At 58.5% G+C, this 22955-nt stretch carries 22 protein-coding genes and 1 pseudogene; 5 read left to right on the top strand and 18 right to left on the bottom strand.

Features of this window, described 5'->3' with window-relative positions; all coding sequences use genetic code 11:
* Positions 1-95 precede the first annotated feature (95 nt).
* Genes pncA through FQ187_RS21470 form a run of 4 tightly spaced genes read right to left on the bottom strand, consistent with a single transcriptional unit; the run spans position 96 to position 2634 of the window.
* The gene (gene pncA / locus FQ187_RS21485) at positions 96-725 is read right to left on the bottom strand and encodes a bifunctional nicotinamidase/pyrazinamidase (protein ID WP_149631005.1); all 630 of its coding nucleotides are present in this window, start codon (positions 723-725) and stop codon (positions 96-98) included.
* A 50-nt stretch (positions 726-775) separates the two neighbouring features.
* Entirely contained in the window at positions 776-1552 is a 777-nt protein-coding gene (locus FQ187_RS21480; protein ID WP_149631004.1) for an anti-sigma factor, read from the bottom strand.
* Positions 1549-2046 carry an RNA polymerase sigma factor gene (locus tag FQ187_RS21475; protein ID WP_371925548.1) on the bottom strand — a complete coding sequence of 166 codons (498 nt, stop codon included), beginning with the start codon at positions 2044-2046 and terminating at the stop codon, positions 1549-1551. The genes FQ187_RS21480 and FQ187_RS21475 overlap by 4 nt, the downstream gene beginning before the upstream one ends.
* 54 nt (positions 2047-2100) lie before the next feature.
* Positions 2101-2634 (bottom strand): tetratricopeptide repeat protein, encoded by a 534-nt coding sequence (locus tag FQ187_RS21470; RefSeq protein WP_149631002.1) that lies wholly within the window; start codon positions 2632-2634, stop codon positions 2101-2103.
* 137 nt (positions 2635-2771) lie between these two features.
* Between FQ187_RS21470 and FQ187_RS21465 the strand changes: the two are divergent.
* Positions 2772-2876: pseudogene (locus FQ187_RS21465) on the top strand (SAM-dependent methyltransferase); the annotation flags it as partial.
* Positions 2877-2887: 11 nt separating this feature from the next.
* Here FQ187_RS21465 and FQ187_RS21460 read toward each other — a convergent pair.
* The 5 genes from FQ187_RS21460 to FQ187_RS21440 form a co-directional block, all read right to left on the bottom strand.
* Positions 2888-3841, bottom strand: coding sequence for a D-2-hydroxyacid dehydrogenase family protein (locus FQ187_RS21460; protein WP_149631001.1), 954 nt, complete (start codon positions 3839-3841; stop codon positions 2888-2890).
* Positions 3842-3854: 13 nt separating this feature from the next.
* Positions 3855-4880: an alpha/beta fold hydrolase gene (locus FQ187_RS21455; RefSeq protein ID WP_149631000.1), complete on the bottom strand. Its 1026-nt coding sequence runs from the start codon at positions 4878-4880 to the stop codon at positions 3855-3857.
* An 85-nt stretch (positions 4881-4965) separates the two neighbouring features.
* A complete protein-coding gene (locus FQ187_RS21450) occupies positions 4966-5400 on the bottom strand; it encodes a YqaA family protein (protein WP_149630999.1) in 435 nt (144 codons plus the stop codon).
* Positions 5400-5846 carry a DUF411 domain-containing protein gene (locus FQ187_RS21445; RefSeq protein ID WP_149630998.1) on the bottom strand — a complete coding sequence of 149 codons (447 nt, stop codon included), beginning with the start codon at positions 5844-5846 and terminating at the stop codon, positions 5400-5402. The genes FQ187_RS21450 and FQ187_RS21445 overlap by 1 nt, the downstream gene beginning before the upstream one ends.
* A gap of 203 nt (positions 5847-6049) precedes the next feature.
* On the bottom strand, positions 6050-8041 hold the full coding sequence (locus FQ187_RS21440; protein WP_149630997.1) for a methyl-accepting chemotaxis protein: 1992 nt from the start codon (positions 8039-8041) through the stop codon (positions 6050-6052).
* Between the two features lie 408 nt (positions 8042-8449).
* Here FQ187_RS21440 and FQ187_RS21435 point away from each other — a divergent pair, with 408 nt between their 5' ends.
* The gene (locus FQ187_RS21435; RefSeq protein ID WP_134420076.1) at positions 8450-8980 is read left to right on the top strand and encodes a hypothetical protein; all 531 of its coding nucleotides are present in this window, start codon (positions 8450-8452) and stop codon (positions 8978-8980) included.
* 49 nt (positions 8981-9029) lie between these two features.
* Here the strand turns inward: FQ187_RS21435 and FQ187_RS21430 are convergent, their stop codons facing one another.
* The gene (locus FQ187_RS21430) at positions 9030-10025 is read right to left on the bottom strand and encodes an aldo/keto reductase (protein WP_149630996.1); all 996 of its coding nucleotides are present in this window, start codon (positions 10023-10025) and stop codon (positions 9030-9032) included.
* A gap of 118 nt (positions 10026-10143) precedes the next feature.
* On the opposite strand from FQ187_RS21430, the gene FQ187_RS21425 reads away from it, so the two are divergent.
* Positions 10144-11070, top strand: coding sequence for a LysR family transcriptional regulator (locus FQ187_RS21425; RefSeq protein ID WP_129444423.1), 927 nt, complete (start codon positions 10144-10146; stop codon positions 11068-11070).
* On the opposite strand, the gene FQ187_RS21420 is transcribed toward FQ187_RS21425, so the two are convergent.
* From FQ187_RS21420 to FQ187_RS30010, 6 genes are all read right to left on the bottom strand, one after another.
* Positions 11059-12012 carry a GNAT family N-acetyltransferase gene (locus FQ187_RS21420; RefSeq protein WP_149630995.1) on the bottom strand — a complete coding sequence of 318 codons (954 nt, stop codon included), beginning with the start codon at positions 12010-12012 and terminating at the stop codon, positions 11059-11061. The genes FQ187_RS21425 and FQ187_RS21420 overlap by 12 nt on opposite strands.
* On the bottom strand, positions 12012-13301 hold the full coding sequence (locus FQ187_RS21415; protein ID WP_149630994.1) for an AMP-binding protein: 1290 nt from the start codon (positions 13299-13301) through the stop codon (positions 12012-12014). Before FQ187_RS21415 ends, FQ187_RS21420 begins: the two co-directional genes overlap by 1 nt.
* Positions 13302-13368: 67 nt before the next feature.
* Positions 13369-15771 carry an aldehyde dehydrogenase family protein gene (locus FQ187_RS21410; protein ID WP_149630993.1) on the bottom strand — a complete coding sequence of 801 codons (2403 nt, stop codon included), beginning with the start codon at positions 15769-15771 and terminating at the stop codon, positions 13369-13371.
* 1 nt (position 15772) lies between these two features.
* Positions 15773-16903 carry an acyl-protein synthase gene (locus FQ187_RS21405; protein ID WP_149630992.1) on the bottom strand — a complete coding sequence of 377 codons (1131 nt, stop codon included), beginning with the start codon at positions 16901-16903 and terminating at the stop codon, positions 15773-15775.
* A 21-nt stretch (positions 16904-16924) separates the two neighbouring features.
* On the bottom strand, positions 16925-18166 hold the full coding sequence (locus FQ187_RS21400) for an MFS transporter (RefSeq protein WP_149630991.1): 1242 nt from the start codon (positions 18164-18166) through the stop codon (positions 16925-16927).
* 250 nt (positions 18167-18416) lie between these two features.
* Positions 18417-18554 carry a hypothetical protein gene (locus tag FQ187_RS30010; RefSeq protein ID WP_178122743.1) on the bottom strand — a complete coding sequence of 46 codons (138 nt, stop codon included), beginning with the start codon at positions 18552-18554 and terminating at the stop codon, positions 18417-18419.
* Between the two features lie 150 nt (positions 18555-18704).
* Between FQ187_RS30010 and FQ187_RS21395 the strand changes: the two genes are divergently transcribed.
* On the top strand, positions 18705-18893 hold the full coding sequence (locus FQ187_RS21395; RefSeq protein ID WP_028620074.1) for a hypothetical protein: 189 nt from the start codon (positions 18705-18707) through the stop codon (positions 18891-18893).
* A gap of 18 nt (positions 18894-18911) precedes the next feature.
* Here the strand turns inward: FQ187_RS21395 and FQ187_RS21390 are convergent, their stop codons facing one another.
* On the bottom strand, positions 18912-19283 hold the full coding sequence (locus tag FQ187_RS21390) for a fe2+ zn2+ uptake regulation protein (RefSeq protein ID WP_149630990.1): 372 nt from the start codon (positions 19281-19283) through the stop codon (positions 18912-18914).
* Between the two features lie 244 nt (positions 19284-19527).
* Here FQ187_RS21390 and FQ187_RS21385 point away from each other — a divergent pair, with 244 nt between their 5' ends.
* Positions 19528-21873: an acylase gene (locus FQ187_RS21385; protein WP_149630989.1), complete on the top strand. Its 2346-nt coding sequence runs from the start codon at positions 19528-19530 to the stop codon at positions 21871-21873.
* 54 nt (positions 21874-21927) lie between these two features.
* On the opposite strand, the gene FQ187_RS21380 is transcribed toward FQ187_RS21385, so the two are convergent.
* Complete coding sequence (locus FQ187_RS21380) at positions 21928-22929, bottom strand: FecR family protein (protein ID WP_149630988.1); 1002 nt, start codon at positions 22927-22929, stop codon at positions 21928-21930.
* Positions 22930-22955: the final 26 nt, after the last annotated feature.

Genomic DNA, 22955 nt, shown 5'->3' with positions numbered 1-22955 from the left:
CGGATGCGGTTTTCCTGGAAGAACGGGGTGCCTGACTTTACGACTGCTTCGCAGCCGAACGCAGCCTCGCGCTGCTCGACAGCTGCTACAGGGGGTTAACCTGGCACTTCGGTGGATTCAATCAACCCAACCCCAGCCACCTGCATCCGCTCGATCGCCGCGGCCAGTGAGCCGTCCAGATCAATCGCCCGACACGCATCCAACACCACAAACGCGTTAAACCCTGCCGCCCGCGCATCCAGTGCGGAAAACATCACGCAGAAATCGAGTGCCAGCCCAACCAGATAAACCGTGTCGATACCGCGTTCTTTCAAGTACCCGGCCAAGCCTGTGGTGGTCGTTCGGTCGGCCTCCAGAAACGCCGAGTAACTGTCGATGTCCGGGTTGCAGCCCTTGCGGATGATCAATTGCGCGTGGGGCAGGTCCAGATCCTTGTGCAACTCGGCACCGGGCGTGGCTCGCACGCAATGGTCCGGCCAGAGCGTCTGTTCGCCATAAGGCAGTTGAATCACGTCGTGAGGTGCGTGGCCCGGGTGGCTGGAGGCGAAGGACGCATGTCCGGCCGGGTGCCAGTCCTGGGCGATGATGACTTGAGTGAACCGGGCGCCGAGGCGGTTGATCAGCGGGACGATCCGGTCGCCCTCCGGCACCGGTAGATGGCCGCCGGGGATGAAGTCGTTCTGTACGTCGATGACCAGCAAAGCAGTGCGTGAAGAAATCGGCATGGGTAGGTTCCTCCTTGGAATTGGGACACCCAGCATAGTGACAAATGAGATCACGCGCTAAGCCGGCCTCTCAACAATTTCGCCATGTCCTCCAGATCCGCTACCGGGTTATGCCCGATCAACATCCAGGCATGTTGCATGTCAGCCCAATAGACAATGTTCATCCCGTGCCGGCGCTCCTGGGCGAAATGCCGGCTGCCGCTGTTGGAGCGGGTGACGCACAGCGCCATGGGGCCGTGCGCCGGGTCCAGATAGGTGATTTGGGCAATGGCGACGCCGTCGTACTCGAGGATTTGCGCGCGCTTGAACTCGGAGCGTGGCAGGGCCAGTTGTGCCGGCACAAGATTCAGGCCCAGACGTGCATCGATGGTCCGCAGTTGCGCCCGCTGAGCGGCTTCGTCACTGGGCAAGTGGTCCAGGGTTTGCGGCACGTAAAGCGACATGTACTCGGCCACCAGCCCGCGCCAGTTGTTAGTTTGCTGACTTAACTGCCAACCGAGGAACAACCGGTCCGCCACCACGCCACTCACCACCAGCCCGGCGGCCGCTGCGAGAAACCAGCGTCGATTCATGGTCGGGCGTTCAGGTGAAGGCAGGGTGTCGAGCATCGATTGCAAGCGGTCCGCGGGCGCCTGTCGGCCCAACTCGTCGTAGGCCTCCTTGAACGGCAGGCTGCTGCGGGCCAGCCATTGCAGGCGCAGGTTGAGCGTTGGGTCTTCAAGGATGGCCGCGTCGATGCGGGTGCGCTGTTCGCTGTCGAGCTGGTCGTCGAGGTAGGCCACCAGTTGCTCATCCGAGGGTATCGTCGGGCGTGCGTGATCGTTCATCGACGTTCTCCAGTGGAAGGGTTCGGCACGGTGTGCAATGGCGGGTATTCGGCCAGTTTCGCGCGTGCAGAGGCCAGGCGACTCATGACGGTGCCGATGGGCACGTCCAGCACTTCGGCCACTTCGCGGTAGGACAAACCTTCGACATAGGCGAGAAACACCGTTTCGCGCTGGGCTTCGGGCAGGGCATCTACACGCCTGATCACCTGAGCCGCGAGGACATGGGTTTGCGCCGCGTATTCACCGTCGAACGACAAAGCGTTGTCGGCATCCACCAGCCCTTGTCCATGACGTACTCTTCGGGAGCGAACTTCGTTGAGCCAGATCGAGTGCAGAATACTCAGCAACCAGCGGTCCATCCGGGTGCCCGGGACAAACTGCCCGGCTCGCTCGAGTGCCCGCACGCAGGTCGCCTGCACCAGGTCTTCGGCGACATGCCGTTGCCGGGACAACAGCAGGCCGTAGCGCCATAAACACGCCAGGTGCTTGCCCAGTTCTGCCCGTATTGCCTGATCGCTGGCGATGGCGACCTCCGTCTGCTCGGTGTGTCAGGTTTTCGATGAATCGTTGATGGCTTCGGCCAGGTCCTGGTATTCCTCGCAGGTGTTGCCGCAGATGGATTTGATCTGCTGCAACTGTTTCTGAGCGAGGTCCAGCCGACCTTTGACCACATACGCTTCGCCGAGGTATTCGCGAACTTGCGCGTAGTGCGGGTCAAGTTTGACCGATTGCAGGTAATAGCTGATGCCTTCGTCGGTGCGCCCCAGTTTACGCGTAGCGTAGCCGCGATAGTTCAAGGCCTTGGCGGTGTTTGGCTGTTTGAGGGTGTCGAGCAGGGCCAGCGCTTCCTCATAACGACCGTCCTTGGCCAGGCGATAAGCGTAATCGGTGCGGTCGGCGTCCGGCACCAGACTGCTGGTTTGCTTGAGGCATTTCTGCTGCTTGCTGTCCCAGACCTGGCCTTTGGGGCAAGTGGGTTTGGCAGGCTCTTCGTCGCCGTCGCCGTTAGCCAACGCAAGCGAGCTGGAGAACGCGACGGCGAGCAACAGCGGGGCGGTGAAAACAGCGAAACGGATAGTCATGGGCAATTCTCCTGGTCGGTGAGAGATGAACACCACAGGGTGAACAATTATTCATTTCTTTCTGGCGGTCTGTGCAAGGAAAGCTGAAATCGAGGCGCTATGCTCGACAGCATTCGTTGTCGATCTGGAGCACTGCCGTGAAAGATCAGGTCCATCACTCGGCGGCCGCCGGCTATAAAACCGGCGCCGATACCTACGTTCGCGGTCGTCCGGATTATTCGCCGCAAGTGGCCGATTGGCTGGCCGAGGGCGGTTAGCCCAACAACCGAATCGGTTCTCCCGCAGACCAGGCCTGAATGTCCTCAATCATCTGCGAAAAGAACTGGTGATAGTTCTGCTGGCTGACATACCCGACGTGGGGCGTGGCCAGCACATTGTCCAGGGTTCTGAACGGATGATGAGGTGGCAAGGGTTCCTGCTCGAAGACGTCCAGCGCAGCGCCTGCCAGTCGCCGTTTCTGCAACGCCTTGATCAACGCGGCCTCATCGACAATCAGACCACGGGCCGTGTTGACCAGCAGCGCCGAGGGTTTCATCCAGTCCAGCGCCTGGGCGTCCACCAAGCCACGGCTACGATCGCTGAGCACCAGATGGACCGACAGCACATCAGCCTGTTCGAACAGTTCCTGTTTACTGACGTAGGTCACGCCAACTTCGGCTGCACGTTCAGCAGTCAGGTTCTCGCTCCAGGCAATCACCCGCATGCCGAACACCTGACCGAACTGGGCAACGCGAGTACCAATGCTGCCCAGACCCAGGATCGCCAGGGTCTTGCCGTGCAGGTCGCCACCCAGGCTTTGCTGCCATAAACCGGCGCGCAGGGCGTTGGCTTCGACCACCAGGTTGCGTGTCGCCGCCATGATCAGCGCCCAGGTCAGTTCCGGCGCGGCGTGCTTGTAACTGTCGGTGCCACAGACCTGGATACCCAGCGCGGCGGCCGCTTTCAGGTCCAGGGCGGCGTTACGCATGCTGCCGGTGACCAGCAGCTTGAGTTTCGGTAAGCGCCGCAGCAGGTCCTCATCGAACCGGGTGCGCTCGCGCGTCACGCAGATCACCTCGAACTTGCCCAACCGTGCCGCCAGGGTTTCGTTGTCGGCAGGGTAGTCATGGATGAAGCTCACTTGGCCGATGTGATCCAGCACCGACCAGTCCACCACGTCACGGGCCACGTCCTTCCAGTCATCAATCACCGCAATCTGCACTGCCATCAGCCTTATCTCATCAATGAACGGGGTTGGTTTTGTTCAGCCAGGCAAGCAGGGCCTGGTGGAACTGCGCCGGTTCTTCCATTTGCGGCGCGTGGCCCATGCCGGGGAATTCGACCAGCGTCGACCGGGGTATCAGTTTCGCCACTTGTTTGCCGAGTACATCGTAATGACCGATTTTCGCCTTGACCTCCGGTGGTGCAATTTCTTTGCTGATGGCCGTGGTATCGGCGGTGCCGATCAGCAACAGCGTTGGAACTTTCAGGTCCTTGAACTCGTAGTACACCGGTTGGGTGAAAATCATGTCGTAGATCAGTGCCGAGTTCCACGCTACCTGGGTTTTACCCGGGCCTTTGCTCAGGCCCGCATACATGTCCACCCAGCGGTCAAACTCGGGTTTCCAGCGGCCGTCGTAATAGGTACTGCGTTGATAGTCATGGATGCCTTGTGCGGTGACCTTCAACTCGCGCTCATACCATTGATCAACAGTGCGATAGGGCACGCCGAGGGCTTTCCAGTCTTCCAGTCCGATGGGATTGACCAGCGCCAGTTGCTCGACCTGATCGGGATATTGCAAGGCATAACGAGTGGCGAGCATGCCGCCGGTGGAATGCCCAAGCAAACTGGCCTTCTGGATGCCGAGGGCCTTGAGCAGTTGCTGCGTGTTGGCCGCCAGTTGCTGGAAGGTGTACTGATAGTTGTCCGGTTTGCTGGAGGTGCAGAAACCGATCTGGTCCGGGGCGATAACCCGGTAACCGGCTTCGCTCAGGGCCTTGATCGAGGTTTCCCAGGTCGCGCCGCAGAAATTCTTGCCGTGCATCAGCACCACGCTGCGTCCATTGGCCTTGCCGTGAGCGGCGACGTCCATATAACCCATTTGCAGGGATTTGCCTTGGGACTCAAAGGCGAAATGCTTGACCGTGTAGGGGTACTCGAAACCTTGCAGCTCCGGGCCATATTCCGGGCCTTCGGCGTGGGCGATGACAGGCAATGCAGCGGTCAGCAGCAGGCCGGGCAGCCAGCGGGAGCGGGTGAGGGACATGGGTGAACTCCATTGGAAATCGGCCGATGCTGGATCGGCGTGATTAGGGCGACATTAAACACAGGCAATCGCCGTGGATGATCGTTCAACCCATCCAGCCCGATGTGGCCATGGCCAACACACCATAACGGGCGCCTTTGGCAAGGGTCACGATCAGCAGGAATCGCCCCAGCGGCTCGCGCATCACGCCGGCCACCAGGGTCAGCGGATCACCGATCACGGGCACCCAGCTCAGCAGCAACGACCAATGACCGTAACGCTGATAATGGACTCGGGCTTTTTCCAGATGGCACGGGCTGACCGGAAACCAGCGCCGATCACGAAACCGCTCGATACCGCGCCCCAGCCACCAGTTCAGCAGTGACCCCAGAACATTGCCCAATGTCGCCACGGCTAGCAGCGACCAGAGCCAGTACTTGCCGCTGAGCAACAGCCCCACCAACACCGCTTCGGACTGCAAGGGCAGTAAGGTTGCCGCACCGAATGCGGCGACGAACAGCCCGATGTACGCACCGAACATCAATGGGCAGGGTAGTCCGCCACCACCACGTCAGTGCCGTCTTTTTTCACACCGATCACTTGATACGCATCGCTCATGCCGTCCATTTCCATGCCGGGTGAACCCATGGGCATGCCGGGGGCGGCAACGCCCAACAGATCGTCGCGCTTGCTCAAGGCCAGCACCTGATCGGCGGGGACATGACCTTCAACGAATTTGCCGTTGATCAAGCCAGTATGGCACGACGCCAGACGCGGAGGCACGCCGTGCTGTTGCTTGAATTCGCTCATATTGGCTTCGACGTGATCGTCGACTTTGAAGCCGTTGGCCTCCAGGTGGCTGATCCATTTTTTGCAGCAACCGCAATTGGCATCGCGGTGGACTTCAATCGGGATCAGGTCGGCGGCCTGGGCCAGGGAGGAAATGAACAGGGCGCTCAGGGCGACCAGACGCAGGTGGGTTCGCATGGGGAATCTCTTTTCGAATTGCGGCCAAAAAAATGCATTCTGACCATTTTTTTGGCCAGGCATTCAAGGAGTGTTTCGAAGTAATACAAAACTGGGCAGCCTTGATCATCGTAGATCAAAGCTGTCAGTCAGATGAGGCGCACATTACAAGATTGTCAGGTTGGCCGCTGAGTGCCGGGGACGGCACTCAGGGTAGGGCAGAATTAACGAACTCTGAACCGCCCCATGATCGCGCTCACGCGACTGTTGGCTTCCAGCAGTTGTTGGGTATTGAGCTCGCTGGCCTGGCCGCTTTTCACCAGTTCGTCGACCATGTGGCGGATTTGCACCATGCTGCGGTTGATCTCTTCGGTCACCGCGCTTTGCTGCTCGGCGGCCGTGGCGATCTGGGTGCTGAGGCTGTTGATGTGGCTGACGTTGCCGGCCATTTCATCCAGACCGGTGTTGACCCGTGCCGTGGCATCAGCGGCCGACTGGCAGCTGGTCTGGGTGTTTTCCATGGCGGTTACCGACGAACTCACGCCTTGAGTCAGGCGCGTCAGCATTTCATTGATTTGCGACGTACTGGCCTGAGTGCGGGCGGCGAGGGCGCGGACTTCATCGGCGACTACGGCAAAACCGCGGCCCTGTTCGCCGGCGCGGGCGGCTTCGATGGCAGCGTTGAGGGCCAACAGGTTGGTTTGCCCGGCAATGGCGCCGATGACCCCGAGAATCTCGGTGATGCGTTGAGCGTCCTGTTGCATGCTTTCGACTTTATGGGTGGCGCTGGCCACTTCGTCGATCAACGCAATCACGCTGTTCGACGCTTCCCCCACCACGACCCGCGAACGGTCGGCGTTTTCGTTGGCGCGCTGGGTGAAGGCCGCGGTTTCGGCGGCGTTTTGCGCGACGCTTTCGGCGGTCGAACTCATCTCCGTGATGGCGGTGACAGTCTGATCGGTTTCCGAGGCGTGACGCACCAGAATCTGGCTGGTGTGGGCGGAGGTGCGTTGCAGGTTATCCAGGCTGGAAGCCATGGCGCCGGTGGCCTGGGTGACTTCGCCGATCATGTTCTGCAAGTAGGCGATGAAGGCGTTGACCGAGTGGCCGATGGCGCCCAGTTCGTCTTCGGCGCGAATGGTAATGCGTTTGGTCAAGTCGGCGTCACCGGCCGACAGTGCGTCGATGTTGGCCTTCAGGGCTTTCATACGCTGGACCAGTTGGCGAATCGCATAGATCTGTAACAACACCAGCAGGATCACCATCGGGATTTGCAGCAGGCTCAGGGTGCTGAGCACGTCGTCGCGCTGGGCGGTGATCAGCTTGGTCGGCAGGGCGGTGGCGAGGAACCAGGGTGTGCCTTCGATCGGGCGCATGAAGAAGGTGCCGGCTTCGCCGTTGTTGTCGAACTCGACCCGCTGCGACTGGTCACGGTTTTGCAAGCCGGCCTTCACCTGGCTAGCGAACGGCGAGTTGCCGGCCAGCTCACTGATGTTCTTCAGTACGATCGGCCCGCTGATGCGCGAGCTGTTGCTGATGATCTTGCCGTCGGCTTCGACGATCAGCATTTCGGCGCCGAGGTCTTTCTCCTTGCGTGCCACCAGGTCATTGAAAAAGCCCAGGGTCACATCGATGGTCGACACGCCGTAGGCCGCGCCATTCTTCTGGATGGCCATGGCGCAGTTGGTGCGTGGCTCGGCGCTGGCGTCATCTTTATAGGCTGCCGCCCACGCGCATTGGCCGCGCGGGGTTTGCATGCCGCCTTTGTACCAGGTCTGGTCGTAGTAGTTGGGCGCGGCATCGCTGTTCCAAAAGGTGTTGACCGCCAGTTTGCCCGAGGCATCCCGGTGCCAGAACGTGCTGAACTTGTTGCGCCCGGCTTCGCGCTGACCGGGCAGCGGCCAGATTCCGCCGCCGAACACTTTCAGCTCGCCGTACTGGTCGACCAGGCCCGGCAGGACGGTGTCGATGGCGGCGCTGTCGAGCAGGGGAATGGTCTGGGTGATGCTTCGCTGTTGCGCCTGAACCTTGTTCAGTTCGCCCTGGATTTGCTCGGCGACTTCGGCAATTCGGTTGAGGGCCACTTGTTCTTCGGTGTGGCGCAGCTTCGGTGCGACCAATTGGCTGATGCCGACCACTGTCAGCACGGACAACAGCAGGATGAACAGGACCAGAAACAGCGTGTAACGAGCCTGAATGGTACGGAATGCGGGCATGGGACCGGTCCTTAGTGCAGCGTTCTTGTTGTGGTCGTCGGTATGAAGTCGACGTTTCCAAGGGCTATCGGCTCGCGAAAGCCGAGCTTTAGGTACCATCGTGCAGGAACGGTGCGGGGTGACGGGCGGTGCGCGGTATAGTGATGGATACAAACTAACTAACCAAAGCGTACGTACCACTTGGTTAGTTGCTATTTCACTTTCCAAGTTAATGCCTGGATCAATGAAAAAGGGCACTTGCCTGGTTGTATCGTAAATGTATGAGAATTGTAAAAAGTCGGAAATAATTGTAGGTGTGGCTAGTGGCCAGGCTGATACTCGCCCGCTCTAAACCAGATTAAACAAGGAGCTTTTTATGGTCGCCTCACACGGACGTCTGCATCAGGTAGCGCAGTCGGAAGTTCGGTCATGACTATCGGCTATACCGGGGCCTGGACGGCCAAGGCAGGGTTGCTGGTCAAGGACACGGCGGGCGGCAAGCCTGTGACGCATAACGCCAGGGTCAAGCAGATGCTGGCATTGGTCGGTACCAATCCAACCTTGCTGAACACCGCGAAAATGGATGAGCAGAAACTGCACAGAAACATCAAAGGCTTCGACCCGGAAAACGTCACCCCCAAACAGCTGGGCAATCTCAGTGCCTTCTTGAGAGGCAAAGGCCTGATTTCCGATATTACGTCGATGACGCTAATGAATGCCGGTGACAAGTTTGACCGGTTTGGGATACAGAAAGACCCGGATGCGAAATTCAACGCACTGGAGTATTTCGCCACCCAACTGGACACCATTCAGAACAACAGTATCAGGGGTGACAAGTACGCCGTGGGCCTGATCCCGGAATACAAAACGGCGATCTACGTGCTGCAGAATTTACAAACTTACGGCAAGGGTAATGGCACGACGGTGCCGACCGACAAAGGCGTCAGCTCCAAGGCGTGACGCCCAATTGTCCTGGCCCACTCAACTTGTCGAATGGGCCAGGTGTCGGTTACCGGTCAAGCAACTCCATGACTTCCTCCGGGTAACGTAAACCGGCTGTGGCATTGGCCGGGAATATCGCTTCCAGCGCTTGCAAGTCTTCGCCGCTGAGCTTCACATCCAGCGCGGCCACATTTTCTTCCAGGTATTTACGCTGTTTGGTTCCCGGAATCGGGATCACGTAATCGCCCTGAGCCAGTACCCATGCGAGCGCCAGTTGGCCGGCGGTCACGCCTTTTTCTGCGGCGAGGTCCTGCACTTGCTGCACCAGCAACAGATTTTTGGCGAAATTCTCTCCTTGAAAGCGCGGGCTGAAGCGCCGGTAGTCGTCTGCCGCGAAATCATCAGGGCTTTTCAGCGCTCCGGTGAGAAAGCCACGACCCAAAGGGCTGTAGGGGACGAAGGCAACCCCCAGGCGCTGACACGCAGCCAGACAACCGTTTTCCTCCTGGTCACGGCTCCATAACGAATACTCGCTCTGCAGCGCACTGATCGGATGAACCTTGTGTGCCCGCTCAAGCGTTGCGACCGAGGCCTCGCTCAAACCCAGGTACCGAACCTTGCCGGCTTTCACCAGGTCGGCCATGGCGCCGACGGTTTCCTCGATGGCCACCTGCGGATCGATGCGGTGCTGGTAGTACAAATCCAGGGTCTCGACACCGAGGCGCTTGAGGGTGCCGTCGATAGAGGCGTGAATGTAATCCGGTCGGCCGTTGACGCCCCGCGCAACCGGATTGCCCGGGTCGCGGACGATCCCGAATTTGCTCGCCAGAAACACCTGGTCACGTTTGCCGACGATGGCCTTGCTGATCAGTTCTTCATTGGTGTGCGGGCCGTACATGTCGGCGGTGTCGAGCAGGTTGATCCCCAACTCCAGCGCGCGGTGCAGAGTGGCCGTGGCTTCGCGGATGTCCACGCCAGTCGTGTAGAAATCGCTCATGCCCATGCAGCCCAGACCTATCGCGCTCACTTGTGGACCGTTTTTGCCCAGTTGTCGTGTTTGCATGAAATCATCTCCCTGTGAATGTGGAGCCTATTGTTAACCTCGACAGAAACGAGATAAACCGGCTAAAACTGCTATCACTGTTCGTAATTTCTAAATAATCAGCCGGTAAGCAAAAGCAATGGACCGTTTTAACGCGATGCGCGTATTCACTCGAATCGTCGAACTGGGCGGCTTTGCCAAGGCGGCGGATAGCCTGCAATTGCCCCGGGCCTCAGTGACCATCCTGATCAAGCAGCTGGAGGCGCATCTCGGTGTGCAGTTGCTGCAACGCACGACGCGGCAGATCAGCCTGACGCTCGACGGTGCGGCCTATTACCCTCGTTGCGTACGGTTGCTGGCGGACCTGGAGGAAACCGAAGCGGTGTTCAGCGCTGCACGCAACAACCCCAAGGGGCTGTTGCGCGTGGACATGCCGGCGGGCGTGGGACGCTTGATGGTGATCCCGGCATTACCGCACTTTACTGCCCGGTATCCCTTGATCGAGCTGGAAATCGGCTTGAATGACCGGCCAGTCGACCTGATACGCGAAGGCGTCGATTGCGTGCTGCGGGGCGGCGACTCACTGGACGATTCACTGGTGGCGCGGCCGTTGGCCATGCTGGACCAGGTCACGTGTGCCAGCCCCGACTACTTGAAGCGATTCGGAACGCCTCAGTGTCTGGCTGACCTTGAAGGCCATCAGATGGTGGAGTACTTCTCCAGCAGCAATGGCAAACGTTATGGGCTGGAGTTCAAGGTCAATGATCAGGTGCAGGCCATTAATCTGCCCAAGCAGGTTTCGGTCAACAGCGCCGATGGTTACCTGGCCGCTTGTGAGGCGGGGTATGGTCTGGTCCAGACCCCGTATTACCACGTAGCCCGTCAGTTGAGCGAAGGCCGTTTGTGTGAAGTCCTCAGGACGGTGCCGACACCGGGGATGCCGCTGACGGCGCTCTACCCGCCACACCGTCAGTTGTCCCGGCGGGTGAGGGTGTTTGTCGACTGGCTGGTGGAGCTTTGCGCGCAGCCGGGCAATGACTTTTATCGAAAAGACTCACGCGGCTGAGCGGTCTCTGTTCAGCGCTTCGGCGCAACTGTGCGTGTTGGCGTTTTGCTGTAAATCGTCATGCAAGCGTTGCATGTGAGGGCAGTGCAGGTTGAGGTGTCGAGACTGCGCCCCTCGATGAAACAGGGCGAACCACCCATTGGTGTTTGATGTAGGCATCAGCCCGGTAAAGGTGAAGCCAAGGGCCGCCAAATTGCGAAAGTCCTGGGCAAAGTGCCGTGACATCTGAAGTTTGGCCGAGATCAGCCAGTGCCTGGGCAATTGACCGATCTGGTCAAGCAGACGTTTGGTCAAACGCTGAATGACCATGTCGAATCTTTTATGGTGTTGCTTGAGTTGCAAGGGCAGAGAAGACAACGGCGTCGTGTCCGGATGAGTCCCGAACACGGAACACAAGTGCTGCATAAACCCCCGGCAGCTGTCAGGCCATGGGATGTCGGGGAGTGGACGCGTATGTCCTTCGGCGACGTAACAACCCATCACGATGGTTTCCGGCAGCGGCTCAGCGAAGGGCGAAGGGACGTAGTCAGGAAGCAAACCCGTGCTGTGGAAGCCGATGTTTGCTGCCATGCGTTGCGTGTAGGGATGGTGTGTCACTTGTTTGATCGAGACGCTCTTGAACCCCATGGAACCTGACCGAGACAGCAACTCCCGTCCCAGACGGGTCGCGATACTCTGCCCCTGCGCGGTGGCATGCACCACACTGAGGGCCAGCTCGGTAGTGTCCGCAGGTGTGTCATGGCACAACGCGGCATGCCCCAGAACGCGTACGTCATCCACCGCCAACATCGACTTCCAGCGCCCCTTGGCATTGTGCTGATTGATCATGTTCGGCAAGTAAACATCCGGCTGAACGTAATGATCGCCATAGACCTCGCGAAACAACTGGCTCACGGCACGTGCGTCGGATGGCCGATAGGGTCGAAAAATCAAATGCGGCATCATGCGGGCTCCGGCGACGGTGCGTCATACACGCGCCAATCCAGGACCCGCAGTTGTTTGCCGGAGCGTGGGTGAAGCTTCAGGGCTGTGACATCACAGGACAACACTCGCAACTCCAACAGACCCTCGCGGCTCAGTTCCTCGATGGCGGGATAGTGTTCAACCAGCGCCTCGTACAGCGCCCGGCATACCGGTACGGTGGCCATGGATTGAGCCGAGGGAACCCACTTCACACTCAAAATGTCTTTGTATCCGTCATGTTCGATCAGCAATTGCCATTGGTCGTTGTGGGCAATGCGCTGGACGATCTCGTGGATGTCGTCGATCAGCAGCGACAGCACGCCCACCCGCACTCGCTGGCTGTGCGAGCTACGTCCCTTGAGGGCGAATTTACGCCTAGGGGTTGCGCCGGGTTCGCGCCAGCACGCGCGATCGCCCACTGGATAACGCAGCAGTGGCATGAGCTGGCGAGTCAGATTGGTCACCACCAATAATCCGGTGCGATCGCATTCTTCGATGACTTCACCGGTGAGTTCATCGACGATCTCCAGCAAGGTTTGTGGTTCAAACACCCGATGCTCGCCCAAGGCGCAGTCGCGACCGCTGGCTCCGATAAGGCCGGCGTCTACACTGGCGTAGCCAATGGAAGCAATGCGCACGTTAGGAAACACGTCGGTGAGGATTGCCACCTGCGGGGCAAACAGGCTTTCGCCGCCATACAGCAACGTATCAATCCCGCACAGTACTCGCCGATGCTGGTTCAGGTAGGCCGCGAATCGCAGCAGCTGCGCCGGGATGCCAACCAGCACGTTGATCCGATGCTGATCAATCGCATCGTCCAGTACGTCCAGTTCGACTTGCCCGGTAAACGGAAACTCGCAGATGGATCGCCTGACATGTGCCAGGGAGTCGTGGATGAACAGAAAACTGGCGTAAAGATCACCGGAAAAAAACAGATTGGCGACACGGTCGCCGTCGTTCAGCTGAGAAGAGAAACTTTCTCCAAACGTACTGACCAGTACTTGCCATTCGTTATGGGTGTACACCGTCAGTTTGCCTTGGCTGGTCGATCCGCCGGTTTTAAACACCAGCGCATCGTCGACCTTTCCGGTCAGGACCGGCCAATGATTCAAGTCATTGCTGTCGGCCCAATAGTCCACCGCATTGGTGAGCGGGAGATCTTTTAGTGTAATTCCCTGCGGTGGTAAGTGTTCCAGTTGTTTGCTATAGAAGTTTGAATGTTGTCGTATATGAGGCAGCAGTTGTTCGAGCGAATAAGTTGATTTCATTGGGTTCTCTTTTTTATATAAGTCGTCTAGACGGTTAAAATCAAGTTGTGAGTAGTTGACGGTATTTTTAGCTTCTTTTATCAATAACCAACGGTGTTTTGCCGCTGTGTTTGTTTCGAGTGAACGCTTGCACCGTGCACACTTGAACTTCGACAGTTAACAGGTTGGCGTTTACGGCATTTGCCAGCGCTTCATGGCTCAGCAATGCGTTGCGAACCTGGTTGATGTCTGCATCCGTTAGAACGTTGAGTCGCTCGACGCCATCAGGGGCGTGGTCGAGAACAATCTGAATCGGTGCGCCGACGCTATCCTGCAGAGCCGACGACGAAATGAACTCCGTGCCCATTCGCACCAGTTTTCCGTGGCGCTGGAGCAGTTCGAATCGGGGTGAATCCAGCCCGCACGGACAGGCTCCGGGTATCCAGCGACCGGTGTCTCCAACGTCATACCTGCGCACGGTTTGGCCTTGCCGTGCTCGTGAAGTAAACAGCAGGCGCCCGATCTTATTGGCCTGAACCGGTTCATCCTGTTCGATCTGCACAATTTCCAGATGCTGGGTATCGCACATCAAGTGAAACACCCCGTTCTCAGTGGCTGCGCACGCATGCCCCAAGGGACCTGCGTCGACGGAACCATAGATCGCGGAGCGGATCATCGAGACCCCGCAGCTTTCCATCAGGCCGAGGCTGGTTTGGCCCGGATGCTCGCCGCCCAGGAACACTTTGCCGATACCTGCGTACGCGCGGAGCCGGGTCTGTTCGTTGAAAAACAGACGATGCAAGGTGCTCGGCATGCCAATCAGCACGGTGACTCGCTGGTCGACGATAAGTTGGGCGATTTCGCTGAAGTCATCGTCCTGGGGCGCACCCATGGGGAAATGTGTAACGCCCATCTGTTCCAGTATTTTGGTAAAACTGAGGAAACCTCCGTACAGGCTGCCGCCGTAAAACAGGTTCATGACCCGGTCCTGTGAAGGATCGAGCCCGGCGGCGAACAGGCCGTCTGCCGCTGCGCGCATCTGCCGTTGAAAGTCGCGGTAGCTGAAACCGGCGAGGGCCGGAGTGCCGCTGCTTCCTCCAGAGCGAAAATACAATTGCGCCGCGGTTCCCATCGGCTGGGTTGTGAAGGCGTTTTTGTCCATGATCGGCGCATGGGCGGTGTCAGGGGCGGGCGGGACCGGGTCGAGCGTTGCACGGCCCGTCAGCACATCAGGTGCCAGACTCACCGAAAGGCGGCGACTCAGACGCGTCAGCGCGTAGACGCCATCATGCGGCTCACCGGCGTAGCCGTCATGAATCCCGCCACATTCTGCAATACGGGTGACGCCGACGTTGACCAGCGCTCGAGCAAGGCCTGGCGTTTCTGCCGCAGAGCAAATCAGCGCGCAGCTTTGCAGGACCGTGCGCCAGGGCAACAGCGTCTCGGCGATCAAGTGTTGCGGCACGGGCTTGAGCAGCACCGTACGAAACAGCGGCGACGGTGCGAGCGTCTGATGGTGTTCCCAGATGATCCGCCATCCGTGGCCGGCCCAGACCTGGCCGGTCTGGTTCGCAAAACAATAATCCAGTTGCGCCATGGCCGTGCGGGTGGTGATCTCGCACGCTTCCTGATCCGTGGGCACCAGCGCCGGCCAGTGCGATGCACGACGCTTGAAGGCCTCGCTCAAACGCTCACCCAGGTCCTGCAGGATGGCCGGATCATCGCTGTCCACCAGCACCCATTGCGGGCTGGAACACGCTTGCTGATCCAGGCTGCAAACTTCATCCACCAACGCATCCAGCGCCGAAGGGCTGGCCGCGTCAGGCGACAGATAAGCGAAACTGATCCTGTGTCCCCAATCGATCCAGCGACATCCAGCGGGGATCTGCTGCCGAATCGCCTTGAGCGCCTTTTCACCGCCCCAGGCTGACACGCCATCGGCCTGAGCGCAGAGTTCGGCTATCCGGGAAGTGCCCACGGGCAGCACCGCGACGAATTCGGCAAGCCTGCCACTGGTGTCGCACCGCACAAGGGCGGCCAGCAATTGTGCGGTCAAACCCGCATCGCTGGCGCTGGGGCGTAACCAATTGATGTTACCGGCCAGCAGGCTTTCGAGAACCGCGCAAAACGCCAGCATCGGCGCATTACCTGGCGTCACATGCACCACCAGTCCCAACGGGTGCCAGCTTTCAAAGTGTGGCTGCCGGTAGTCGATGCGCCTCAGCGAACGGGGTTGCGAACCCAGTTCCCGCTCAAGCTTCGTGCTCAGGTTGCTGCGCTGGCAGAACTCGATCAGCCCCTGACATTGATCGTCGTCCAGAGGCAGGTTCAGGCTGCGAGTCTGTAGTTGCGTGACGAAACGAGCCGCGGTTTCGATGACGGTCTCGCTGTCGATCGGTGCAGCAAGCAACCTGGGCAATTGTTTTCGAAGGCAGTCGAGGGCGCTTTGCGGGGTAACGTCGTCACGCAGTTGGCCATTGATGAGGTACATATCAAGCCCCTCCCAGCAATTCGGAAGCCGCCATGGCGCAGCTGCGACTGGCGGTTGTGCCGGCACGTCCGTGCAGCTCGAACCAATCGGTCGTCAGGCCGCATCCGCAATGTGCGCCGGGGCGTAATGTCGCCAGATCGCCCATGACCACAGCATGCGCCGGGCTTGACGAAATGTACGGGGAGACGAATTCCAGCAAGCCGCGCTGGCCGTATGGCTGGACCGTGAAATCGGATGGGTTGCGCACGAAAACCTTCGAGTAAATGGGTGCATGAAAATGATGGCGGGCACATTGGACATAGGGCACGGCATGCTCGACGGCACCGTAACCATCCCGGCATCGGGACAGGTCGATACCCAATTGCCGATTGATTCGGGCATACAACTCAAGCAGGGGAATCTCTTGTGCTGCCTGGGTTTTCCAGCCGCCCCCCAAAAATACCAATGACTGAGCGGATAGCTTGAGATTCGGTGCGCAGGTGTTTTCCATGTGTTGTAGCGCATGCGAAAGAAATGCAGGAAATCCGAGTATCCGCACGGGCAATCCCTCTTCGGCAAACTCCTGCAAGGCGCGAATCACGCCAAACAGGTCGAACTCGTGACCGTTACCGGTCAGGCGCAATCCATAGACGACTCGATTGACGGGTGCATAGCCGCAAAGAAACTGGTCGGTGTAAGCAGTGCCCAACGTGATGGCCGCCTCGGGCTCGTAGCTCAGGAGCAAATAATTGCAGGGGCTTTGCGGAGTATCCCAGCCGTAGTGCCGGAAAATGTGGCTCACCATGCCTTGAGCCGCTGCCATGCTGCGAGGGTCATAGCGCATGCGACTCTTCTGGCCGCTTGTGCCGGACGAGGTCAGCTCCAGCGCGCCTTCGCCGGTGGGGCCGAACAACAAGTGGCGTTTGAAATAGTTGGCGAAAATCGGTGGCAACCTGGACCAGTCATCCAGTGTCTCCAGGTCTTGGGCATCGAGCCCGTTGGCGTTTAGCCAGCGTTCGTAGCCAGGCGTGTGGTGACAATGAAACAGGCTGATTTCCCCCATCGCCTGGTCGAACAGGCCCTCGGGTACGGAATCCAGGCAATAGGGTTGCGTTAACGCGCAGAGCGCATCGGTATGAGGTAAATGGATCATCAGAAGACCTACTGTGTGGTGTCAGACGGCAAGCGCGATGTGAGAGCGCCGCAGAAACAGGCGTAGGGGTGCCAGGCTCAGAAGCCCCGCAATACCCGCCATCAAAGCGAACGATTCGTGGCTGTCACCGGCACCGGCGGCCGCAATAAGCGAGCCGCCGCCACCCATGACGGCGATCGAGATCATGCCAATCATGGCCGAGACCAGACCTTTGCTGTCGTCGCTGGCGAACAGCGCAAGCCGGTACAGCGCCGCATTGCTCATGCCAAGCCCCACGGCATAAAGCGCCAGGCAACTGATCAGCACGGCTGACGAAGCACCGTAGACGCTGACGGCGACTAGCGCGATGAGCCCGCCGCAAAACGGCCAAAGCGCGTATCGAATCAGTGATGGCAGTTCAATGTTGGCAATCAGTCGGTTAAGGATCAGATTGCCGAGAATGACGGCCGCGAACACCGGGATTTGCCACAGGCCATAGTGCAGCGTTGAAAGCCCCTGGTTGTGGATCAGCAGGAGCGGCGCCAACCCGATCCAGGCAATCAACGGCAGGCTCATCACGCCCAGCGCGACAGCGGCGCACAGGAATCGCGGGTTAGTCAGCAACGCGGTATAGCGGCGCAGGATGCCGTGCCATTCAAAGCGCACGGCTTCCAGTCGCTGACCGTCTTGGCGCAGGGTGCCCACGGTTTCCGGCATGAACAGGTAAAGCCCGAACCAGACCATCACGCCGCCAAGACCCAACAGTAAAAACAATTCCCGCCAGGACAACCATTCCAGCAGCAGACTGCCGAGCAACGGCCCCAGAAGCGGGGAGAGCAGTGCAACGTTCCCCAGCAACGCCATGATTTTGACCGCGTCGGCTTCGCAGAAAACTTCTTGCAGGGCTGGATAGCTGACCGCGATGACAAACCCCAACCCCATGCCCTGAATCAGTCGCAAGCCATTGAACGCATAAATGCTTTGCACGTTGAACGCGGCGGCACAGGCCAGGGCGAATACCGCGCAACCGATGAGCAATATCCGGCGGCGACCGAAATGATCAGACAACGGGCCAATCAGCCATTGCAGAAGAATGCCGCCTGCCAAATACAGATTGAAGGCGTAAGGGACATGATCAGGACTGGCATTTAGTTGATGGGTGACGGTCAACATGGCCGGCATGATCATGTCGCTGGCCGTATACGTCAGAAGTTCGAATAAAGTCATTGCAAGGCAAAAGCCAAACAAATGGTGGGGGCTGATATTGATCAAAGGCTTGTGCATGGCATCCCTGTTCTTGCTCGAAGTTTAATAACGGGTTTATTGCGATGCACCGAGACTAATCATTGAGTATGAATAGCTCCAATGAACTATTGAGACTCAAGGTTTCGATTATTTTCGCTATGTTTCGATATTCGATGGGCAGTAAGAGTTGATTATGCACGTACGAAAAATGCCCGCGACAGGGCGGGCATTTATTCAGAAGTTGTTGGGTGGGGTAATTAGCTTACAAATGGAGGTTCAATTATTCACGTTATCGATGCTGGTAATAACCGGGCCCACCACGGTCGTAATGGTGACCGCCGTGCCAGCCGCCGTGGGGGAAAATGATGCAGCCGCTCAGGGTCAGGAGAGCGAGCAGGGGAATCAGCAGTGTGATTCGACGGAACATTTCAAAATCCTCATGGGGCAATAAAGCCAAATCTCTTGATCGGCTGTAACATGAGACCCCTTTTGTAGCGTCCCATCCCCGGAGAAAGGTAGGGGCTTGGCATGCATTCTGATACAAATCGGATACATTTTTCAGGTTCAGGAACTCGCAATGACTCAGTCGCAACGTTTGAAATACTCGATTCTGATCTCCCTCGTAGTGTTGGGGATCATGTTCGGCCTTTCGTATCTGCAAAACACAGGCGTCATCAGCGAGAAGCTGTTTCAGTACATCGCCATCGGCGTGGCGGTGATCGTGGTGGTGATCAATGGCGTGATGCGTCGCAAGGTCAAACCCTGAGTGACGCAGCTAAGCTGATTACTCGCGATGGAGCATGGCCACAGCGTCCGGATGCAGGCTGTAGCTTTTGTCCGGATTGAGCGTGATCACGCCTTCGCTGCACAAGCGTTTCAACACTTCCCGCACACTGAGAAAGGACAGGGGAATATCCAGGTCCAGCAAGTGGCTGTGCACGCCACGCACGCCAAGGCTACGGTCACTTTCGGCGGCGCTCAGCAAGGCGTCGATGACTTTGAGGCGGATCAGACTGGTTCGCAGACCATAGCTTTTGAGCAGTAACCTGATCCGCTCGTTGCCATTGCGCTCACTGCGTTGACTAAAAACACTGGAGCCCATGGCAGAGCCCTTTGGCGCATTGCTACCGTCCGTTGGCAGTTGCGAGTTGTACATGCAAAAACTCCTTTTCCGAGCCGGCCAGGAAATGTGATGGGTGCTCTCATTCAATAAGACGTACGAGCAGGGCAAATAATGAAGCCCCGAATGTAGAAATTTTGTCGCCATCACGTCAGCGGCCTGTGAGATGGCCATGAAAAGGACTTTTCAGGGCCTAAATTTTTGTCATTTCTTTCGTTTCTAGGGGAAGGCGCAGTGCGTGTATGACGCAGGGTGTTTGTCTTTTCGATCAGGAGCGAGCGTGATTATTTCCAGGCAGTTAACCCGGTTGAGCCTTACAGGCGTATTGGTGGGCTTAAGTCTTGCGGCAAACGCACGCAGTCAGCCGGAGCAGGCGAGCGCCGACATTCGCCGGACCAGTTTCGGTGTGCCGCATATCCGTGCCGACAATGAGCGCGGGCTCGGTTATGGCATTGGTTACGCCTACGCTCAGGACAACCTGTGCCTGTTGGCCAATGAGATCACCACCGTGAACGGCGAGCGTTCACGCTATTTCGGCCCGGATCAGTTCACGGTCGAAGAGCGCGAAAACCTGGTCAGCGATCTGTTTTTCAATTGGCTGAACACGCCACAGGCCGTCGAAGGTTTCTGGCAGGCGCAAACCCGGGCAGTGCGCGATCTCATCGAAGGGTATGTGACGGGCTATAACCGTTCGCTGACAGAGCGTCGGGCGCAGGGTTTGCCGCAGCAGTGTCAGGGCGAGTGGGTGCGCGAGATAACCGCCCAGGATCTGGTCAAGTTGACGCGGCGTCTGCTGGTCGAAGGCGGAGTAGGGCAGTTTGCCGAAGCCTTGGCCGGCGCGACGCCACCCAAAGTCGTTACTCATGTGGCAGGCGACCCCGTGTCGTTCCAGGTGGCTGACTCGCGCATGCAGCGTTTTGCCCTGGATCGCGGCAGCAACGCCGTGGCGGTCGGCAGTGAGCGTTCTTTCAACGGCCGGGGAATGTTGCTGGCCAATCCGCATTTCCCTTGGGTCGGCGGGATGCGTTTCTATCAAATGCACCTGACCATTCCCGGCAAACTGGACGTCATGGGCGCGGCACTGCCGGGGCTGCCGATGATCAACATCGGTTTCAACCAGCACCTGGCGTGGACCCACACCGTGGATTCGTCCAAGCATTTCACCTTGTATCGCCTGCAACTCGATCCCAAGGATTCGACCCGTTATCTGCTCGACGGCAAGTCATTGCCTCTGAAGAAACAGACCCTGACCGTGAACGTGAAACAACCGGATGGCCAGACCAGGCCGCTTTCTCATGTGGTCTACAGTTCGCAGTTCGGCCCGATCGTGCAATGGCCCGGAAAGCTCGACTGGGACAACCAGTTCGCCTACAGCTTGCGCGACGCCAATCTGGACAACGACCGGGTCTTGCAGCAGTGGTATGCAATGAACCGCGCGGTCAGCCTCAAGGACCTGCAGGCCTCGGTGCACAAGATCCAGGGGATCCCGTGGGTCAACACCCTGGCGACGGATGATCAGGGGCAGACGCTGTACATGAACCTCTCGGTCGTGCCGAACGTCAGTGCCGACAAACTGGCCAGGTGCAGTGATCCGCGGGCCGGGTTGCAGATGATCGTCCTCGACGGTTCCAACAGTGCGTGTGCCTGGGACATCGACCCGACGGCTGCACAAAAAGGCATTTTTGCGGCAGACAAGTTGCCGCAGCTTTTGCGCAAGGATTTTGTGCAGCACTCCAACGATTCGGCCTGGATGGCCAACCCGGCGCAACCGCTCACCGGTTTTTCGCCCCTGATCAGCCAGGATGGCCAGCCATTGGGGCTGCGCTCGCGTTTTGCGCTGGATCGCCTGAACACGTTGAACAAGGCCGGCCCAATTGCGGCGGTGGATTTGCAACTCATGGTGATGGACGACCAGGTGTATCAGGCGGCACAAGTGATGCCGGACCTGCTGCAGTTCTGTGCGGCGGCACTGGGTACCGATACGCCAGCGCTCGGGCCGCTGTGTGCCAGTCTCAAGGCCTGGGATCGCAGTGCGAATCTGGACAGTGGTCTGGGCTTTATGCATTTCCAGAATGTCATGGAGTCGCTACAGCAAACGCCTGATCTCTGGCGTGTGGCGTTCGATCCGAAAGATCCGCAACACACCCCGAGTGGCCTGGCGGTCGATCGTCCGGAAGTCGCAAAGGCAGTTCGCGAAGCGATGCAGGCATCGATAGCGAAGATCAACAAGATGGGGCTCAAGGCCGATAGCCGCTGGGGTGATATCCAGGTGGTCAGCAGCGGTGGCCAGCAGACACCGATTCACGGTGGACCTGGCACTCTGGGGGTTTATAACGCCATTCAGAGCGTGCCGAGAACCGACGGTAAACTCGAGGTCGTCAGCGGTACCAGCTATTTGCAGGTGGTGACCTTCGATGACAAGGGGCCGCAGGCCCAGGGGCTGCTGGCATTCTCGCTCTCCAGTGACCCAGCCTCCAAGTACTCCAGAGATCAGGCCGTGGCATTTTCCAGGAAGCAGTTGAGTGTGTTGCCGTTCACCGAACAGCAGATCACGTCCGATCCGCAGTACGAGGTTCAGACGATCCGCGAGCAGGATGAAAAAGCCGGGAAGGTGGCCGCACAGTAACGCTGATGGTGTTTGAACGAAGAATGAAGGCCGCACCCGCAAGGGTCGCGGCCTTCAGCTTTTTGGGACTTGTTGCGGAATGGAATTGAGGACCGGATTGCCGTCCTTGTTGCGGGTCAGGTAGACCGGCAATACCTTGGGCAGGGAAGCCACCAGGTTGTTGAGCTCTTTGATGTTGTAGATGCCGCCGATACGAATCGAGCCGGTGCTGTTGTCGGCCACCATCACCGGTTTGCTCAAGTAGCGATTGATCAATGGCAATGCGTCGGTCAGCGTCAGATCATCGAGCACCAGTTTTCCGCTGCGCCAGGCCAGTGAGTTGTCATAGTCGTAGGTCTGACTGATCCGGGGAGTGAAGTCGCCTCGTCTATAGCTCGCCTGCATCGCTGGCTCGAGGCGCAAACCGTCGCCCGCAACGGCGTCATTACTGCTCACCAGCACCGAACCTTCTATCAGGTTCACGCGTACCTGATCTTCATACATCCAGACGTTGAATTTGGTTCCAGTGACTCGAATCCTGCCTTCGGCCGCTTTGACAATGAAGGGGTGCCGAGTGTCGTGGCTGACGCTGAAGAAGGCTTCGCCTTTTTTCAGGGTGATCCGACGTTGATCTTTGTAGTTGCTGAACGTCAGCTCACTGCCCAGGTTCAGTTCCACCTGACTGCCATCGCTCAGAGTGACCTGGCGGACATTGTCGTTCGCCTCGAAATGTTGGTAGGAATTGGGTAGCCAGCCCAGGTTCCAGCCGCTATAGGCCGCCAATGGCAACGCCAAGGCGCAAACCGCGGCGGCGATACCGAAGGTGCGCCAAGGCGTAGCAGGTTTGGCGCGCACCATCGGGACCACGGTTTCTGGACGTGGCAGGTCCCCCGCGACATCCCAGATCTCCAGCATGGCCTCGTACTCAAACGCGTGAAGCGGATGAGCGTCATGCCATTGCTCGAACGCCAGCCGCTCTTCAGCAGTGCAATCGTCGGCGTGCAGACGCATGCACCAATGCGCAGCGGCATCGGTGACAGCGTCGTATTCGGCTTGCGAGTGAGGGTTGTCGGTCATTGACTCATCCTGATTTCCTGCATTCT

The sequence above is a fragment of the Pseudomonas sp. ANT_J28 genome, from assembly GCF_008370005.1.
Taxonomy (GTDB): Bacteria; Pseudomonadota; Gammaproteobacteria; order Pseudomonadales; family Pseudomonadaceae; genus Aquipseudomonas; species Aquipseudomonas frigoris.
This window is presented reverse-complemented; position numbering and strand designations above follow the sequence as displayed.

Excerpts from the sequence above, each read along its gene's own strand:
- pncA (WP_149631005.1), bottom strand. The coding sequence starts at position 725 with ATGCCGATTTCTTCACGCACTGCTTTGCTGGTCATCGACGTACAGAAC.
- FQ187_RS21480 (WP_149631004.1), bottom strand. The coding sequence starts at position 1,552 with ATGAACGATCACGCACGCCCGACGATACCCTCGGATGAGCAACTGGTG.
- FQ187_RS21470 (WP_149631002.1), bottom strand. The coding sequence starts at position 2,634 with ATGACTATCCGTTTCGCTGTTTTCACCGCCCCGCTGTTGCTCGCCGTC.
- FQ187_RS21460 (WP_149631001.1), bottom strand. The coding sequence starts at position 3,841 with ATGGCAGTGCAGATTGCGGTGATTGATGACTGGAAGGACGTGGCCCGT.
- FQ187_RS21455 (WP_149631000.1), bottom strand. The coding sequence starts at position 4,880 with ATGTCCCTCACCCGCTCCCGCTGGCTGCCCGGCCTGCTGCTGACCGCT.
- FQ187_RS21450 (WP_149630999.1), bottom strand. The coding sequence starts at position 5,400 with ATGTTCGGTGCGTACATCGGGCTGTTCGTCGCCGCATTCGGTGCGGCA.
- FQ187_RS21445 (WP_149630998.1), bottom strand. The coding sequence starts at position 5,846 with ATGCGAACCCACCTGCGTCTGGTCGCCCTGAGCGCCCTGTTCATTTCC.
- FQ187_RS21440 (WP_149630997.1), bottom strand. The coding sequence starts at position 8,041 with ATGCCCGCATTCCGTACCATTCAGGCTCGTTACACGCTGTTTCTGGTC.
- FQ187_RS21435 (WP_134420076.1), top strand. The coding sequence starts at position 8,450 with ATGACTATCGGCTATACCGGGGCCTGGACGGCCAAGGCAGGGTTGCTG.
- FQ187_RS21430 (WP_149630996.1), bottom strand. The coding sequence starts at position 10,025 with ATGCAAACACGACAACTGGGCAAAAACGGTCCACAAGTGAGCGCGATA.
- FQ187_RS21425 (WP_129444423.1), top strand. The coding sequence starts at position 10,144 with ATGGACCGTTTTAACGCGATGCGCGTATTCACTCGAATCGTCGAACTG.
- FQ187_RS21420 (WP_149630995.1), bottom strand. The coding sequence starts at position 12,012 with ATGCCGCATTTGATTTTTCGACCCTATCGGCCATCCGACGCACGTGCC.
- FQ187_RS21415 (WP_149630994.1), bottom strand. The coding sequence starts at position 13,301 with ATGAAATCAACTTATTCGCTCGAACAACTGCTGCCTCATATACGACAA.
- FQ187_RS21410 (WP_149630993.1), bottom strand. The coding sequence starts at position 15,771 with ATGTACCTCATCAATGGCCAACTGCGTGACGACGTTACCCCGCAAAGC.
- FQ187_RS21405 (WP_149630992.1), bottom strand. The coding sequence starts at position 16,903 with ATGATCCATTTACCTCATACCGATGCGCTCTGCGCGTTAACGCAACCC.
- FQ187_RS21400 (WP_149630991.1), bottom strand. The coding sequence starts at position 18,166 with ATGCACAAGCCTTTGATCAATATCAGCCCCCACCATTTGTTTGGCTTT.
- FQ187_RS30010 (WP_178122743.1), bottom strand. The coding sequence starts at position 18,554 with ATGTTCCGTCGAATCACACTGCTGATTCCCCTGCTCGCTCTCCTGACC.
- FQ187_RS21395 (WP_028620074.1), top strand. The coding sequence starts at position 18,705 with ATGACTCAGTCGCAACGTTTGAAATACTCGATTCTGATCTCCCTCGTA.
- FQ187_RS21390 (WP_149630990.1), bottom strand. The coding sequence starts at position 19,283 with ATGTACAACTCGCAACTGCCAACGGACGGTAGCAATGCGCCAAAGGGC.
- FQ187_RS21380 (WP_149630988.1), bottom strand. The coding sequence starts at position 22,929 with ATGACCGACAACCCTCACTCGCAAGCCGAATACGACGCTGTCACCGAT.